Genomic DNA, 16709 nt, shown 5'->3' on the forward strand with positions numbered 1-16709 from the left:
ATCCGATCCGCATGCCGACCCTGTTTTTAGTTCGTGGCGGACCGATATCGGATTTCACGCGCAAGGTCCATGCCGGAGGCCGGAAAGGCGTTGGGGGCGCGGCTCACGATGCCGGGAGGGCCTGGGAGTGGCCACACGAACAAAAAGCCCGGCACAGGGCCGGGCTTGCAAATGCGGAAACCGTGACCGGTTCCTCAGTTCAAGACGGTCGAGGTCCAGTGAGACATTTTCCGTTTGGCCTCCGCGATCGTCATGCGCTCGAAGAGCGCCATGGACTCGCTGCGCACTTCCGGGGTCAGCCGGTGCCGCCACGGACCGATGGACAACAGCGAACTGATCGTGATGGACGAAAAGCCGGATGCCTTTGCAAGTATGACAAAGGGCTCAGGATTCGGCCGCACCATCCAGTGGCTCATTTCCTCGACGCCCGCGCGCACCAGCCAGGAAAAGGTGGCGACCGCCTCCGCGAACCGGTCCTCGGAAGCAAACCGGCGCAAGGCCGCTTCGTTGACCATTCCGCGTTTGGCCAGCAGGATCACCCGGCTGCGCGCCGTTTCGAAATCGTAGCGGCCCAGCCAGTACTGGTTGGACATATGCTGGGCCGCCACGTCTGCCGCTTCGTCCAGACGCACGGCTTCTTCCTCTCGGCCGGCTGCCTGGAGCTTCTTGCGCACCTCTTCGCTGGCGACCGCCACGAGGCTGGCAATATGCGCCTCGGCAAGGTCACCGCGTTCACTCAGCGAAAGCTGCAGCGTCGCATCGGCCGCCGCGTCACTGATCAGGACCATGAGCGAAGCGTCGGAGAGCGACGCACCTTCATTGCCGGCAACCTTCCGCTTTACCTTCAAATCGCCCTTGCGCACGAGAACGTCGGTCACCTCCTCAGAGAGGACTTCGCGCTGCGCGATTGCGAAACAATGGGTGTTGCCGCGCTTTTCCGCAATCTTGATCAGGTCGGTGTCGCGCAGGACAGTCGATCTGACCAGGATCGGTTCGGCCACCTCGATATCGTCATCCGCGAGCCGGCGGATGGTTTCCTCGGGTCCGCGGCGCAAACTTGACATTTGTTCCGCCACATAGCGGCGGACCTCTGCCTCGACCATATCGACGAGCCGCAGGAGAACCGAATCGTAAATATCGACCTGCTCGTCGGAGCAGCGGTCGGATGTCAGGGCGAACAGGGTTGCGACGTGCCGGGCGAGTTCCGCCCGTCTGGCGCTGCCAGCTTCACCGGTCAGCTCCGAAAAGTTCACCAGTTCTGTTTTCAACGCTTCAGTCATTGCTCGATACCAATTTCCATGTGTGCCTATCTGGCGTCGATAGCCACAATGGACCCGAGATTTAAAGAAGACCGAAACACGCTTTTAGAGAATGTAATTGTCTTTTTGTAAAACTTGATAGAAATTCTAAACGCATCGGAACGATCCACGGCAGAGCATTGTTTTTAAAAGATTATCCCGGAAAAATCGCTGCATTCAAAACCCAATTCCACACTCTGAAAGGCCTGTTTTTTTTGAAAATAAACGGCAAAAACGCCGAAATTCGACCTTTTCCAGCGGCGTTCTCGATGAATTTGTTAATCCGCCTCACGTGATGCCGAGACCATAGCCTCATCACCTTGCCTGACCCTTGCCTTCGGCTCCTCCAGACCACTCGACGCCTCTCGACCGAACCCCTGTTTCGCAATGCGCGGGATAGGCGCGACCTTCAATTTAAAAAGGAAAACATTTTTATATCCTGAGGCCATAAGTTGAGATATAAAGAAAGAAAAATATTTCTTTATTAGGAGGCCACGACGCTCATGGCGAAACCGTTCCCGGCCGTTCCCCGCTCCCGGACAGAGCGGCGCTGTAGCTTCCTGAAGAAAACCGCAAGTCTGTTCAGACGCTGGCTGACGCCTTTCCTGCCCCGTCGAAAACGGCGGCGCATTCCCGACGATCTGCTCCATGACGTTCTTCCCGACACCGCCCTGAGAGCGCGCGAGGAACTGCACCGGCAAGGCGCACCGTCTTCGAGAGACCTCAACGACCGATGAAGGACACGGGGCGCGAAGGAAAGCAAAACGAGATCGTGCCCCCCCTTCATTGATTGGCGAGCTTCGGGAATAACGGATCGTACGAAAACTGAGAGACCGCTTCCCGGGTTCAGGACAGTTCTCCCCCGGCGCCGCGAAAGGACCGGCTTCCCCGGCACGCTTCGGAACCGGAAGCATCGCGTCCGCTCTCGACACCCGGATTCGAGTTTTCTAGTGTGGGCGTTGCAGCTATAATGCTTTTGGAACAAGTTTCTCTTGTCGCCTATTCCTTTTGACCGAATTCAAACTCACGCCACGCGGACCATGGGATGATTGCTCAACAAAAACGCGGCAATGAACTATCCGCAGTGCTGTTCGCAGATATTTGCGGCTACAGCCATCTCATGTCGACCGACGAAGACCGGACCGCCAAACGCGTTGAGCAAGCCATCAATCTGGTCAGGGCTCTGGTGAAGGACTACGGCGGGTCGGTGGAAAATATCGCCGGCGACGGTATCCTGGCGCTCTTCAAGAATGCCTCCCAATCGATCAAGTTCGCCATTCAGATGCAACAGGAATTCCAGAAGGATGCCGTCTGGAACTCCGACAAGTTCCCCATTCAGTTCCGTGTAGGCATTAATCTCGGGGAAGTGCGGGAAAGCGCCAACGGCATTCAGGGACACAGTGTCAACCTCGCATCGAGAATCCAGGGGGTCGCCGAACCGGGCCAGATCTGCGTTTCGGCCGCTGTCAAACAGACGGCACGGAGCCTGGAGAACGTCCATTTCAGGACACTGGGCACGCCCTCCCTTAAAAACATTCAGGAACCCGTCGAAATATTCGCCATCGTTCCTGTCAACGAGGGCGAAGCGCCGCCTGATCCGGTTGTTCACCGCAAGCCTCTGAATGACCGGAAGAAAAACGAGAGTTCGATTGCGGTTCTGCCTTTCAGCAATATCACCGGCGAACCCCAACTCGTCCATCTCTGCAACGGCCTGGCCGGAGACATCATTGGAAACCTGACGCGGTTTCAGGACCTGCATGTCATTGCGCAAAGATCGTCATCCGCCTTCGCGGAAAAATTTCAGGAACCGAGCCTGATTGCCAAGAAACTGGGCGTGCGGTACCTGGTCGACGGTGGCCTGCAGCGCGCGGGAAGCCGGGTCCGTATCCTGGTGGAACTGGTCGAGGCACAGTCGGACCTGACGGTCTGGTCGGAACGCTTCGACGGCGACATGGGAGACATCTTCGATTTCCAGGACGAAGTGACCGCAGTCATCGCCTCCCGCCTTTCAGCCGAGGTCAATGCGGCGGAACTGCGCCGCCAGCGCGAAAATGCACCTTCCGATCTGCAGGCCTACGGACTGATTTTACGCGGCAAGGAAGTCTACCGGCGGCTTGACCGTGAAACCAACAATCATGCCCATAGCCTGTTCAAACAGGCCGCGGGGGTCGATCCCGGGTATGCCCGCTCCTACGTCGGCATGTCGCGCATGTTGAACGATGCCTGGCGTTTCAACTGGGCGGACCCGCCGGAGCAAGCGCTCGACGAGGCCTTGCTTCAGGCGGAAAGGGCAATCGGTCTGGCACCGAGCGACGCCCGGGGGCACGCGGCGTTCGGGCTGGCCTGCCTTTACAAGCGCCAGCACGAGGAGTCGCTTGCCGCCTATGAACGCGCGATCGAGTTCAATCCCAATGACGCAGACGTGCTGGCCGAGATGGGGCATTCCGTGTGCTGCAACGGCGATCCGGAACGCGCGGTGGGTTTGATCAAGAGGGCCATGCGGCTGAACCCCTGTTACCCGGACTGGTATCTCTGGCATCTGGGCGAAGCCTTTTTCGACATGCAGGATTACAAGTCGGCCGTTAAGACCCTGAAGCAGATGCATGACAAGACCGAAGGCTATCGCATGCTGACAGCCAGCCATGCGTTGATGGGAGATATCTCAACGGCCAACCGCTATGCGGAAAGGCTCCTCGCCACGCATCCGGAATTCACGATCAAGCATTGGGAAAACGTTCCGCCGGACCGCGAGCCGGGCCCTCGCGAACGCTTGATGGAGGGATTGAGGAAGGCTGGTTTCAAGTGAGCGATGAAGAAAAGTCACTGAAGCACGCGGTTGATCCGGTTTACCCATCCCAGAGGCCCTACCGGCTTCGCCCCGCCGTTGCATCCGATTTTTCTTTTTGCCGGACGCTTTATATCGAGACCATGTTTCCACTTCTGGAAGCCCTGGGCCGCCTGGACTGCGAGCGCGCTGAGAAGGCTTTCGAGACGTACTTCGATTGCAACGAAATCAGATTGGTGATGGTCGAGGAAACGGTGGTCGGCTGGATCCAGGTGTCGGAAGAACCTTCCCGGTTGAATCTCGACCAGATCTATCTGCTTCCCTCTTACCGCAACCGTGGCCTGGGCACGCTTCTGATAGAAGATGTCATGAAAAACGCGACCGCGATGGAAAAGCCGCTTCACCTCTCGACGGTGAAAGGAAATCCGGCAATCTCCCTCTACAGACGTCTCGGCTTCACCTTTTTCAGTGAAGACGAAACCAAGATCCATATGCAGTGGCAGTAACGCTTGCCCGCGTCCAGCGGCAGAGAACCGTCTCCCCTTCCCGTCCAGACCCCGGGTTCATAGAGTCCGGTTTGCATGTCGAACGCGAAGCCGCCAATCCGCCTTGTTGGGAGCCCCGTGATAAACCCCTGCAGCATGCATAAGCATCATTCTGCCGGGACTTCCTCGCTCGCCGTTTCCGGATAGTCACCTGAAAGCCGAGTTTTGGGGCCGAACCCTAAACTTTCGGAATCCTCTGAACAAAGAAGGCGTTTTCCGCGTCGGGCTCCATTTGCGTCTGCTGACCTCCGACCATGAACAAGGCTTCGATCTCGACGTTGAAGGACCCGTTCGCGCTTTCGTCGATCTCGACGTCTTTGCACTCGATCGCGGTCACTCCGATGACGTCGCATTGCTCCTCGGGAACGCTCACGGTGCCTTCAGCGCCGGACGCGGGCGTGAACTTCACCTTGACCTTTTTGCCCAACACCAGGTCGTGGCCGATGCTGGGAAAAATCAATATCTTGGTTTTGAGGGCTTCCCCCGTAGGAACATTCTTGTTGTCCGGGCTGCAAGACAAATCCGCCATTCTGAACTTCCCGCTTTTGGGCTTTGGGCCAAACGTTTCAAACTTGGTTCATTTGCCGACGCTGCCAGCGTCAGTCGCTGTTACCGCCATAGGCCTTGCCGCCGCTGTACGCCTTGCCGCCACTGTAGGCCTTGCCACCGCTATACGCTTTGCCGCCGCTATAGGCCTTTCCGCCGCTGTACGCCTTGCCACCGCTATAGCCCGACGCAGCCGCACCGGCCTCCGCTTCCAGCAGGATCTTCTCAAGCGGACCTGTTTCGGGGTCCAGCCTGATAAGATAGTCCCCCTTGTCGTATGACCAGACCATGATGTCGTCGGAGAATGCGGTACCGTTTACCGCAGTGCCGCCACGGTCGACACTGCCCGGCTGCCGGGCCAACCTTCTCTTCTCGGTCGACTGTTGCGGAACAGGCCCCTCCGCGGCGGTTCCTGCCCCGTGAACGAGGAAAATCTGCGGACGGGCAAAGTCGTAATACTGCCCTTCAAAGGCATACCCGTAGATGCGCGCGAATTGCGCTTTCCGGTGTTCGGTGGTCTCGTCAACCAGCAACTGTTTGATCAGTTGATTGTTCTCGCCATACCTCGGGACAGGAGCGGTAGACGTCTCGTTGGGTGGCGGACTCTTCTTCCTGGGGTCCGAAGGGTGCTTGTATTCCATATCCTCCATGACCCGGCCAAAAAGTAAAATCTCTGAAGTACTAAAAAGCGTTTCCGGCATGGAAGCCCCCCGGTGACCTGACACATTTACCGCTCAAACTACCGCCATAGTAGCATGGACCCTAGGGAAATCTACCGCAAACCAACTCTCTAACGCTTTGGAATTTACCCGTTTCCCATGCGGGCAAGCGCCATGCGAGTTGAAAAAGGCAGGTGGGAACATCCATGCCCGGCCGCTCCGTGGTCCTGACCGTCGGCAACCAGTGTCCGTGCGGAAAAGGCGTGGCTCGTTTCGTCCGGCGGCGTGAGACGGGGGCCCGCCGACACTTCACCGATGCCCCGGTTCCGCATGTTCACGGAAATGATCCGTTCGAAACGGCCACCGGTAACTTCCCGGTCGGCTGCGAGCATCGCCTGCGCGACATCTTCATAATTCAGGGTCAAGGACGACAGCCGTCGCCAGGTTCCGGCCAAAGCGATGCCCATATAGTCCCGCGCGCCGGCAAGCGCTTCCGCGAACTCATCCGGATCCTTCCGATAGGCTTGGTCAAAGAGCGGTTGAATGATTGCGACATAGTCGGGATCGTTTTCAATCCTGTCCGACAGATCCTCCAGATGCACCGAAATGAGCCCCGCTTCCACCAGATTTTCGTGAAAGACATCGACCAGGATATCGAACATTGCTCCGGTCAAAGGCTGCGACAGGTCGTGCTCGCTCGTCCAGCCGTCCTTGAATTCGAACAGGGTCCGATTGTTGGACGCCAGGCGCAATTGCTCCTGGTTTGAAACCTCCCCAAATCTGTTGAGATGGTTGAAAGTGTAAAGATTGCCGCGGCTTTCCGCCAACAGATCGTTCATCGGGGACTGGAAATGCATGAGCGAGATCAAGGAGACCAGGTCGGCCGCGGACTCGTGAAAGCCGAAATACTCCCCGTGAACGTCGTTCGTGTCCGGTATGCCGACCTCCTTGTAGATGATGAGGTGCCCGACTTCATGAGACAGAACGTCAAAGCTGAGGCCGAAATTCACATGCGCGCCGCTTTCATGCTCGTAAGAGCCGATTTCCACCGAACCGAAGCCGGCAAAGGCGTTGTCCAGACCGCGCAGGAACAAGATCTCCAGCCGATCGTAATGGCCGGAGAAATGCCATTCGATCGGATGGCCGAAATAGCCCTCCCAGATATCCAGCGTGAACCGGATCGAGCCGTAGGCATGGGCTTGCTCAAACTGCGGCGTCCCGAATCTCAGGTGGTCGAAGTGGCCTTCCGGACCGGGCTGCGCCGGAGGACGGATAGGCCCCTCCCAGGGCGGCTTGAAATGAACGGTACGACCCGAATGCTGGTAATATCCGTAGGGACTCTCCTTGCCCACCGGATCGATCACATACATGCGGTCGTCGGACGGCCCCTGGCTGGCGCTGCCCGCCGGTGTCGAGACCCAGACCAGCTCAGGCGTTCCCTCGTCCTCGAGACTGGGTAGATTCGGGAACAGCAGAAACCGGGTTCCAGGATGCGGAACTGATTTTGGATCCATGGGCTTTTTCTGCTTTCTCTTGTTCCGCAATCGCCGGCAGGGTGACCGCACCGCGTGCTTGTGCCAAGCGAAACAGACTATGGCTCATCTGACCGGGTCAGACTTTGCCGAAAAGAGTATTCCCGGGCGATCATTGAATCAAAATTGCTGCGATCTTCAATGTCAATCATCTTCAGATGATCATCAATACTTTCAGGCAAGGGTTGTCCGAGACAGGTTTCGAAGTACCAAAGCCGAAGACCGGCAACGGAAAACCCGCCGTCCAGGGTATCTTCTTCTCCAACCGGCGATTGATCCATAGCGGATTTCAATCCGGCCCTGTGGGCCAGCTCTTCGTAGGTGCCGTCAATTTTCAGTTCCGCGAGCAGAAACTGCGGGGCGCTGGACGCGACATACCGGCCAAGCGCATCGATACGGGCCTCCTCTGTAATCAGCGCATGAAGACCGGTCTCGTCGAGCCCGTTCCGCTCGCACCAGGATCTGAGGTCTCGGGTTGAATAAAGTCCGCGGTTCTCGCGGAATTTACGAAGCGTTCCGGGGAAATCCCCTTCCCCGGCTGTGGTTCCGCCTCCGCCCGGTTCGCTTGCCAGAAAACGTCCGGCGGCCCTGCGCCTGATGGCGCAATAGGAGTCGGGTTGCAGGCGCAGTTCGTCCAGAACCGCCACGCCCGTCCGGGCCTCCGGCGGGTTCGACGGGGTTGCATTGACCAGCCGGTCCCACATCACTGTCCATTCGAAAGCAAAAGACGGGACAGCCGGCCTGTCTCCCTGCGCGAGCCAGCTGGATACCGCATCGAGAAGCGCCAGCGCGTCTTCCTTTTTCTGATCGACCCGGCCTGTCGCCAGCCAGTTCTCCAGAGCCTGCCCGGCTTCGCTCATGTCCTCCAGACCCGCTACTGCCTCAAGCAGAGTGGTCCACTTTCGCTCGGGATAATAGGAGGATTTGGCGATATCGGCGAAACGGGACGCGGAACGCTCGTCCAGAATATGCTCGGCGACGGCCTTCCTCAACGTGGCGCGAATATTGACCATGGGTTCGCAAAGCGAGGGATATCCCAGTTCCGCGGGCCCGTGCAGCACCGCCACCTCGTCGTCGTCCTGAAGCGACCCGTCGCGAAAGGCCTCAAAGATATCGCCGACGCCGACCATCCCGAACTTGCAGAGTTCCGTGGCTCGAAGCGCGCCCATGCTGGATGCTCCGAAAACGGCGACGCCTTGCTCGATGGCCCACAGGATCTCCTTGTGCCAGACGGACGCCGCCCCCTGGAAATACCCGTCGATCAGACCGATGACCGATGGCCCGGATTGAGCGGCGAGATAGATATCGCCCATCTGGGCCGGCGGCCGGACGTCCGCCTCGAGCCGGCTGTCAATCTCGGCCTTGCTGATCGTCGGCCCGGCAAACAGGATCGTCTTCATGCGTCAGGCGTGTCCGGCACGCAGTCCCGGCAGGTAATCTTCGTGATCGTCCGGGCCTTCAAGGCCCGGGATGACGATCCTGACCACCGGTATCTGAAAGGCGTCGTTCGTGAGATCGACGCACAGCACCTTTTCAATACCCGCCTTGCCCAGTCTATCCAGCATCGTTTCAACGTCACTTTCGAAACTGTCGCCGGATCGGTCCACGAAGCGCGCAAAATCAAGAGGCTTCGGGGAGAACAGATCCATGAGCCTTCTGGCATGATTGTTTTTCTCTGTAATTTCATCTGCCTGGTATTCGCTCCGCCCAAGGTCGTCACGGGCGCCGGCGATATAGTTTGTCCTGACCTGTATGGCTTCGGTTATTGCCCGTGAAACCGCGATTGCCGGATCCAGATGGCACCCCGCCCCGCCGCCGGAATGGCCCAAGGGGACCTGCTCATCGACAATCAGGCAATAAAATGCCGGAATACCCACGTCACTGGTCATATCCCAGATGCCGGCCGCGAAGCCCGCCCGGCGCAGGGCTTGGAGGGAAACGAGGCACTCCGGGTCCGCAATCGTCGAAAGGTCAATTCGCGTCGTGGCGCGGGCCTTATCGGAAAGCCGGTTCCACAGGCTGTTGGCGTCCCGCTCCACAACCTCACAAATGCCGTGGGCAATCGCCTCAAGGATGTGATTTCCCGAGGCAAGTCCGTTCGTGCAGGACACAAAACACCCGCTTCCGGTGATGGCCGGCACCGTATAATTGGAGTGGACCATTTCAAACGGGAGCCAAACCGCTGTGCCTGTTGAAAGCTCCCGGCCTTCGATCCAGAAGATCCGGCGGTCCGGATGCCACGCACCTGACTTCAACTTGGGCAAGGCGTCCACGTCGACCAGATCATGATGAGCGGAAAACTCGTTGTAACTGCCGAATTTCAACGGCAGGACAATCCGCTCCGCGTGATAGTTTTCAATTGCCTCCATGGCGGCCGACGCCATGGCTGCGTCCAGAGACGTGCCTTTACCCTGCGAAATCGAAACCGACCTAGAGTTTGGGCGTACGGCCGAGACGACGGGCACGCCTATCCGGTCGAGACCGGTGAGATTCGCCAGCCTGGTAATGCCCATCTCGTCCAGAAAGGGCTTCACCTTTGCCAGCGTGCGCCCGGGAGGCACGGTTCTGTGTGTGCCTTCCCTATAGCGCTTGGCGGAATTGTCGAGTTCCTGAACGGGCATGTTCTTCCATTGGCTTGTTGCCGGAAGAACATCTCACACCGCATGAAATGACAATGCAATACGCATCGGTTTTTTCACCGAAACACGCGAAAGCATCGCACGGTCGACACACCGGGATGCTTCACATGCGATTGCCCTGGAGCGGCTTATTCCGCGGCAGCAAGGAACTCCTTCGCGGTGTCGGCCTGGTGGTTGCCGCCATCGCCGCTCTTGTTGAACCGTTCCAGCAGCGCCTGACGCTTTTCCGCAGCTTTCTTGAGGTTGGCTTCCTTGACCGGGCCAAACCCGCGGATCATGTCCGGGATACGGGCAACCTCAACCAGAAGGCCGTAATCGCCATCCGGCAAGCGATTGAGGAGCCTCGCGATATCCGCCTCATAGCTGGCGATCAGCGCCCGCTCCGCCTTGCGCTCCGCGGTCCGGCCGAACGGATCGTACCATTTGCCACGAGCGCCCTTGAACTTCGCAAGCAATGAGAAAGCACTGAAGACCCAGGGACCAAAGGCGATTTTTTCCGGGCGTCCGGTTTTCGGGTCCTTGCGATGAGCAAGGATCGGCGGGGCGAGATGAACCTTGAGTTTCTTCGGATCCTCGAACCGCTGCGCGATCTTTGTCCTGAAAGCCGGATCGGAGTAAAGCCGCGCGACCTCGTATTCGTCCTTGTAGGCCATGACCTTGAAGAGCATGTCCGCCACGGTCCGTGTCAGACGCAGGGTTCCCGCACCGTGCGCCTCGTCCTGCGCCTTCACCTTCGCCACAAGATCCGAATAGCGCGCCGCATAGGCCGCGTTCTGATAGGCGGTCAGTTCCTTCGCATTGAAGGCGATCTTCTCGTCCAGTGTGAAGGTCTCGGGTTTTGCTTCCGGCGGCAGCGCCATGAGGAGCTTGTCCGCGTTCGCCGCGAGCACCCGCCCGGCCCGGAAGGCCTTGATGTTGTTGGCAACGGCGGCGCCGTTCAGCTCCAGCGCGGTTTCGATCGCCTCGCCCGACACCGGCAGCGCGCCGCTCTGATAGGCCATGCCGACGAGCATCATGTTGGCATAGATCGCGTCGCCCAGGAGTTTTTCGGCGATATCGGCCGCATTGACCGGCAGATAGGTTCCCGATGCCGCGCGCAGGGCCTCGTCCATGCGCATCTCGTCGAAGGAAAGGGTCTGCTTCAGCACGAACTCGGCCGTCGGCGCCACCTTGGTGTTGGCAACCGTCAGGGTCTGGCCGCGATGGGCAAGCGTCAGCTGGTCCGCGTTGCTGGCGACCACCATGTCGCTGGCGATCAGAAGATCGAGACTTGCCGCCGGAACCCTTGGCCCCTCGATGGCCCTGTCGCTGGCGGCAAAGCGCACGTGAGAGGTCACCGGCCCCCCCTTCTGGGCAAGACCGGTCATGTCCAGTGTGGAGGCCTGCTTGCCGTCGACATGAGCCGCCATGGCGAGCACCGCGCTGATCGTGGTGACGCCCATGCCGCCGATTCCCGCGATGAGCGCGTTCTGCGTACGCTCCAGAGAGGCCAGCTCCGGCTGAGGCAATTCCTCGGCCAGCGCATCGATATCGACATCCGCCTTCTTCGGCTTCTTCAGCGCGGCCCCTTCCACTTCCACGAAGGACGGGCAGAAGCCCTTGATGCACGAAAAGTCCTTGTTGCAGCTTGACTGGTTGATGACCCGCTTTTCGCCAAACGGAGTCGCCAGAGGCTCGACCGACAGGCAGTTGGACTGGACCGAGCAGTCGCCGCAGCCTTCGCAAACCCGGTCGTTGATGAACAGCCGCATGTCCGGATCGGGAAACTGTCCACGCTTGCGCCGGCGGCGCTTTTCCGCCGCGCAGGTCTGCTCGTAGACGATCACGGACACGCCCTTGTAGGTCTGCAGGTCTTCCTGCACATCCATCAGCTCGTCCCGGTGGAAGATCTTTGTACCGGGTGCGAGATTTGACCAGGAACCGTAGTTTTCCGGGGTTTCCGAAACCACCGCAATGCGCTCGACGCCTTCGGCTTCCAGTTGGCGCGTGATCTGCTCGACGCTGAGCTGACCGTCGACCTTCTGACCGCCGGTCATGGCGACCGCGTCGTTGTAGAGAATCTTGTAGGTGATCGGTATGTTGGAGGCGAGCGCCTGTCGGATCGCCAGGATGCCGGAATGAAAGTAAGTGCCGTCGCCCACATTGGCGAAGACATGGCTGTCTCCGGAAAACGGCTGCTGGCCGACCCAGAGAATACCTTCGCCGCCCATTGCGATCTGGCCCTCGGTGGACCGGCCCGCCATTTCCGTCATCGCATGGCAGCCGATACCCGGCATCGAGCGGGACCCTTCCGGGGTTCTGGTGGAAGTCGAATGCGGGCAGCCGGAACAGAAATAGGGAATGCGGGCAGCCCGTTCCGCATGGCCTTGCGCCCACATCGCCTGTTTGGTCATCCGGGTCGCCACCGCACGCATGTCGTCGGAGACCATGTCCTGCGGCAGCCAGGCCGTCAGCCCCTCGATCAGCTCGCCGACGGAAAGTTCCAGCACGTCGGAGAGGAAATGCGATCCGTCCGGGCGGCGCTTGCCCCAGATCTCCGGGCGGCTCATGTCCGGCCAATGATAGGAGATGTCCTTGATCTGCGGCTCCATGAAGGCCCGTTTGTGCTCAACGACAAGAAGACGTTCCGTGCCGCGCGCGAAATCCCTCAGGCCGGTGGGTTCGAGCGGCCAGGTCATGGCAACCTTGTAGACGCCGAGCCCCATCGCCCGGGCCCTGTCTTCGTCGATGCCCATCAGATCGAGCGCCTGCAGCAGGTCCCGGTAGGCCTTGCCGGTGGTGACGATGCCGAATTTCGCATTGTCACGCATTCCGAAGGCCACCCGGTCGAGACCGTTGGTGCGCACATAGTTTTGCGCGGCCGGAATCCGCAGATCCCGCACCAGGCGTTCCGTCTCAAGCCTGTTGCCAAGCAGAAGATCGCGGTTCTGACGGTAGTCCTTGCGCGGATCGCCTTCCAGCGGCCGGACGAGCTGCAAACGGCCAGGCGTAATGTCGATCGTCGCGGACGCATCCATGGTGTCGGCGACACAGATCAGCGCGGTCCACAGGCTGGTGAAACGCGACATTTCCAGGCCGTGTAGGCCGAAGTCGAGAACTTCCTGGATATCGGAGGGATTGAGCACGGGCATTTCGGCATGCTCGAAAAAGAACTCGCTCTGAGCCGGCAGTATGGAGGACTTCGCCAGATGGTCGTCGCCGGCCAGCGCCAGCACGCCACCGTTGCGGTCGGTGCCGGAGGCATTCGCCTGCTTGAGCGCGTCACCGGCCCGGTCCACGCCCGGAGCCTTGCCGTACCAGATGCCGAAGACGCCGTCATAGTCTGTTGCCCGGCCGATCCCGCCCTCTCCGCGCAGCTTCTGGCTGCCCCAGACAGCAGTCGCGCCGAGTTCCTCGTTCACGCCCGGCTTGAAGACCGCGTCGATGGCCTTCAGGTAGCGCTTGGCCCGCATCAGTTCCGTGTCGTAGCCGGCCAGAGGAGAACCGCGATAGCCGGAGATAAAGGCGCCGGTCTTCAGGCCCGCCTGCCTGTCCAGCCGCGCCCGGTCCAGAACAATGCGAACAAGCGCCTGTATGCCGGTCAGATAAACCCGCCCGCCCGTGGCGACATATTTGTCTTCCAGCGTCACGGTTGGCACATGCACATTCATCCGACGTCCTCCTTAACGGCCACATGGCTCGGCCGCGCTCTCCCGCGCAGGCTACTGTTCAGATTAATATCATCCTTTTCTCACGCAATTTCTGTGCTATCGTGACAATAATCCATCCAGAGGCAGAATAAATTTTTCCCAAATAACCGATGACCGACAAATATCTTCTCGACTCTTCCGATATTCGCGTTCTCCGCGTGCTGCAACGGGATGCTTCCCTTTCCATTGCGGAGGTCGCCAAGGAAGCCGGCATGAGCCAAACCCCTTGCTGGCGCCGGATAAAACGGCTCAAGGAACAGGGAATCATCCGGCAGATCACAGCGATTATAGACCGGGAATCGGTCGGTTTGGGCTTTGTCGCCTATTCTTTTGTCAAATTGGCGGTGCCGAGCCGGGAAAACATGGAAACCTTCGACAAGCTGGTGCATCACTGGCCGGAGGTCGTGACCTGTGAGCGTATCACCGGCGCGGTCGACTATCTGATCAAGGTGGTCACCGACGACATCAAGACCTATGACAACTTCCTGCGCCTTAAACTCCTCGACAACACCCTGGTCTCCGACGTGCAGTCGCGCATCGTCGTCAACACGGTCAAGGATACGGTGGCATTGCCCTTGCGGGAAAACTGACGCCCGGTCGGCCACTCACTCCCAAAATCTCAGCGGCGACAGCCCCGTCAGGTCGACGGCCGGCGTTTTACCGACAATCGCCTCGGCCAGAAGCCGTCCGCAGACCGGTCCGAGCGTGAAGCCATCATGCGCATGACCGAAATTGAACCAGAGACCCGGGCTCACCGGCGAGGCTCCGATGACGGGAAGCGAATCCGGAAGGCATGTCCGGCAGCCCATCAAGGGCGTCTCCTGGAGTGCCTTTCCGAGCGGAAACAACTCTTCCGCCCGCTTCTTCGCGTGTCTGACGGCTATCGCATTTGGCGGGGCATCGCGGACAGCGAGTTCGATCCCCGTCGTCAGACGGATACCCCGATCCGTCGGGGCCAGCGCAAATCCGTTTTCGATATCGACCACCGGCCTCGACAGCGAAGCTCCGGAGACAGCACGGAAATGCATATGATAGCCACGCAGAACCGCCAGGGGATAGGTTTCGCCAAGCCCGTTCAGAACCTCCTGGGACCAGGCGCCCAGCGCAAGCACCGCATGGGGAGCGAAGACGGTTCCGCGCTCGCTTTCCAGAAGCCAGCCACCGCGCTGGCGCTGCAGCTTCCGCGCATCCGCTCTGAGATAACTTCCGCCTTCCTGGACGAACCCGCGCCAGAAGGCATCGACAACGCCTCCCGGATTGGAGACCGACCAGCTCTCCGGCCAGTGAAGGCCCTTGAGATTGGACCTCTTCAATCCGGGTTCCAGCGCCGAAACCCCGTCTTCCGCAAGTTCCTCGTAGGCCACGCCGAACACCCTTGCATAGTAGCGTTCGACCTCCGTCTTGCGGTAGGCCTCATCCGTTCTGGCGAGCTGCAGCCAGCCGCCCCGGCGATAGAACCGGTCGGCATTTGTTGTGCCGGCCAACTCCAGATGCTCCTCGACCGCGAGAGACCGCAGGGGCGCGATGGTTCTGGAATAGGCATCGGCGTCCGCTCCGTTGCTCGACTTCCGATACCGGCTGAGCCAGGGCGCCAACCGCAAAAGCGACCCGGGGTGGCAGGTAACCGCGCGTGAGGGACCGAACAACAGGCCAAGCAGTTGGGCCAGGCCGGCGGGCAAGACGTGCGGCACGAAGCCATTGCGCTGAATGATACCGGCATGTCCGGAAGAAGCCTCTTCCCCCGGATGGGTCCGGTCGACAAGAGCGGTGTCGAGCCCCAGACGGCGCAGATGGAGCGCCGTCGAAACACCGGCGATGCCGGCGCCGAGCACCATCACATCGAAGGAGTGGTATTGCCTTGCCTTTTTTGCCATTCCCGCTCCGGCGGCCCTTCGGGCTCTGGCTTCAGGACCCCGGATCCTTTAAGAGAGTTCTTTAGCCTGATGAACGACCTGAGCATCGGGTATCAGACCTAAGTGCCTGCCATGATTTGCACAAACTGGAGACAATCTAGATGATTCGACAGCTGGGCGCAGGGGTGGCATGGCTCGGTCGGCATGGAACCGCGGCTCTGGCTGTGAGTATTTTCATCGGCATGGCGCTACCGGCGCTGTCGAGCTATCTGCGGCCCTATCTGACGCTTGCCGTTTTCAGCCTGCTGACGCTGGCCTTCCTGCGCGCCGACCCTTACGCCATCAAGCAGCGTCTGCGGCATCCGGCGCTTCTGATTGCCGGGCTGGTCTGGATGATGCTCGGCGCCCCCCTCCTCACCTATGCCGCAATCGAGCTGACAAACCTCCGCGCCCTCGGTCCGGAAGTCATCCTTGCACTCTATATCGCAACCGCGGCCCCTCCGGTGATGGCGGCCCCCGCCTTCATCTACCTCCTCGGCCTCGACGCAACGCTGAGCCTGGCGCTTTCCGTGGCGGCTCTGATCGTGACCCCGCTCACCGCGCCCCTGGTCGGCCAGCTCATGCTCGGCCCGTCGCTGCCGCTCAGCGTGACCGGGCTTGCGGTCCAGCTCTCGCTGCTGCTTACCGGCGCCTTTGCGGTTTCCTTTCTCCTGCGCAAGCTCGCCGGTCCGGAACGGCTTGCCCGCAGCGCGCACCACGTCAGCGGCCTGAATGTGCTCCTGCTCCTGTTCTTCGCCATCGCGGCCATGGACGGGGTCGCGGTCAGCTTCGTCACAAAACCCCTGTTCACGCTCGGTCTGACGGGCCTGACCTTCGTGCTCGCCCTGTTGCAGATCGCCCTGCCGCTGATTATCTTTGCGCCTGCGACCCGCGAGGACGCCTACGCTATCGCCCATACCTGCGGTACGCGCAACATGGGGCTGATGGTGGCCGCCTTTGGCGGCACCATACCGGAATTCACCTGGCTCTGGTTCGCGATCGGCCAGTTTCCGATCTACATGCTGCCCATGTTCCTGAAGCCCTTCGTGCGCGTTTATTGTCATCTGAACAACAAAAGTGTGACGCCACAGACCTGACAGAGGCCGGTTGAAATCCTAAGACCG

General features: G+C 59.8%; 13 protein-coding genes. 5 read left to right on the forward strand and 8 right to left on the reverse strand.

Annotation, left to right across the window (positions count from 1 at the left end; all coding sequences use genetic code 11):
- Nucleotides 1-194: 194 nt before the first annotated feature.
- On the reverse strand, nt 195-1280 hold the full coding sequence (locus tag JF539_RS12990; RefSeq protein ID WP_207141098.1) for a DUF2336 domain-containing protein: 1086 nt from the start codon (nt 1278-1280) through the stop codon (nt 195-197).
- 521 nt (nt 1281-1801) lie between these two features.
- Between JF539_RS12990 and JF539_RS12995 the strand changes: the two genes are divergently transcribed.
- The 3 genes from JF539_RS12995 (at nt 1802) to JF539_RS27705 (ending at nt 4589) form a co-directional block, all read left to right on the forward strand.
- Nucleotides 1802-2035 carry a hypothetical protein gene (locus tag JF539_RS12995; RefSeq protein ID WP_207141099.1) on the forward strand — a complete coding sequence of 78 codons (234 nt, stop codon included), beginning with the start codon at nt 1802-1804 and terminating at the stop codon, nt 2033-2035.
- A gap of 308 nt (nt 2036-2343) precedes the next feature.
- On the forward strand, nt 2344-4104 hold the full coding sequence (locus JF539_RS13000; RefSeq protein ID WP_207141100.1) for an adenylate/guanylate cyclase domain-containing protein: 1761 nt from the start codon (nt 2344-2346) through the stop codon (nt 4102-4104).
- Entirely contained in the window at nt 4101-4589 is a 489-nt protein-coding gene (locus JF539_RS27705) for a GNAT family N-acetyltransferase (RefSeq protein ID WP_207141101.1), read from the forward strand. Before JF539_RS13000 ends, JF539_RS27705 begins: the two co-directional genes overlap by 4 nt.
- 217 nt (nt 4590-4806) lie before the next feature.
- On the opposite strand, the gene JF539_RS13010 is transcribed toward JF539_RS27705, so the two are convergent.
- The 6 genes from JF539_RS13010 to JF539_RS13035 all read right to left on the reverse strand — a co-directional run bounded on the left by JF539_RS13010 (nt 4807) and on the right by JF539_RS13035 (nt 13654).
- A complete protein-coding gene (locus tag JF539_RS13010) occupies nt 4807-5157 on the reverse strand; it encodes a hypothetical protein (RefSeq protein WP_207141102.1) in 351 nt (116 codons plus the stop codon).
- Between the two features lie 70 nt (nt 5158-5227).
- Complete coding sequence (locus tag JF539_RS13015; protein WP_207141103.1) at nt 5228-5875, reverse strand: hypothetical protein; 648 nt, start codon at nt 5873-5875, stop codon at nt 5228-5230.
- Between the two features lie 104 nt (nt 5876-5979).
- Complete coding sequence (locus JF539_RS13020) at nt 5980-7347, reverse strand: hypothetical protein (protein ID WP_207141104.1); 1368 nt, start codon at nt 7345-7347, stop codon at nt 5980-5982.
- A gap of 77 nt (nt 7348-7424) precedes the next feature.
- Nucleotides 7425-8765 (reverse strand): TfuA-like protein, encoded by a 1341-nt coding sequence (locus tag JF539_RS13025; protein ID WP_207141105.1) that lies wholly within the window; start codon nt 8763-8765, stop codon nt 7425-7427.
- A gap of 3 nt (nt 8766-8768) precedes the next feature.
- Complete coding sequence (locus JF539_RS13030; RefSeq protein WP_207141106.1) at nt 8769-9986, reverse strand: YcaO-like family protein; 1218 nt, start codon at nt 9984-9986, stop codon at nt 8769-8771.
- A gap of 146 nt (nt 9987-10132) precedes the next feature.
- Nucleotides 10133-13654, reverse strand: coding sequence for an indolepyruvate ferredoxin oxidoreductase family protein (locus tag JF539_RS13035; RefSeq protein ID WP_207141107.1), 3522 nt, complete (start codon nt 13652-13654; stop codon nt 10133-10135).
- A 149-nt stretch (nt 13655-13803) separates the two neighbouring features.
- Here JF539_RS13035 and JF539_RS13040 point away from each other — a divergent pair, with 149 nt between their 5' ends.
- On the forward strand, nt 13804-14283 hold the full coding sequence (locus JF539_RS13040) for an Lrp/AsnC family transcriptional regulator (RefSeq protein WP_207141108.1): 480 nt from the start codon (nt 13804-13806) through the stop codon (nt 14281-14283).
- Nucleotides 14284-14298: 15 nt separating this feature from the next.
- Here the strand turns inward: JF539_RS13040 and JF539_RS13045 are convergent, their stop codons facing one another.
- Entirely contained in the window at nt 14299-15567 is a 1269-nt protein-coding gene (locus JF539_RS13045) for an NAD(P)/FAD-dependent oxidoreductase (RefSeq protein WP_207141109.1), read from the reverse strand.
- Between the two features lie 140 nt (nt 15568-15707).
- On the opposite strand from JF539_RS13045, the gene JF539_RS13050 reads away from it, so the two are divergent.
- Nucleotides 15708-16682, forward strand: a complete 975-nt coding sequence (locus JF539_RS13050) for a sodium:proton symporter (RefSeq protein ID WP_207141110.1) — start codon at nt 15708-15710, stop codon at nt 16680-16682.
- Nucleotides 16683-16709 lie beyond the last annotated feature (27 nt).

Origin of the sequence: Roseibium aggregatum (assembly GCF_017309185.1) — a bacterium.
GTDB classification, from domain to species: Bacteria; Pseudomonadota; Alphaproteobacteria; order Rhizobiales; family Stappiaceae; genus Roseibium; species Roseibium aggregatum_B.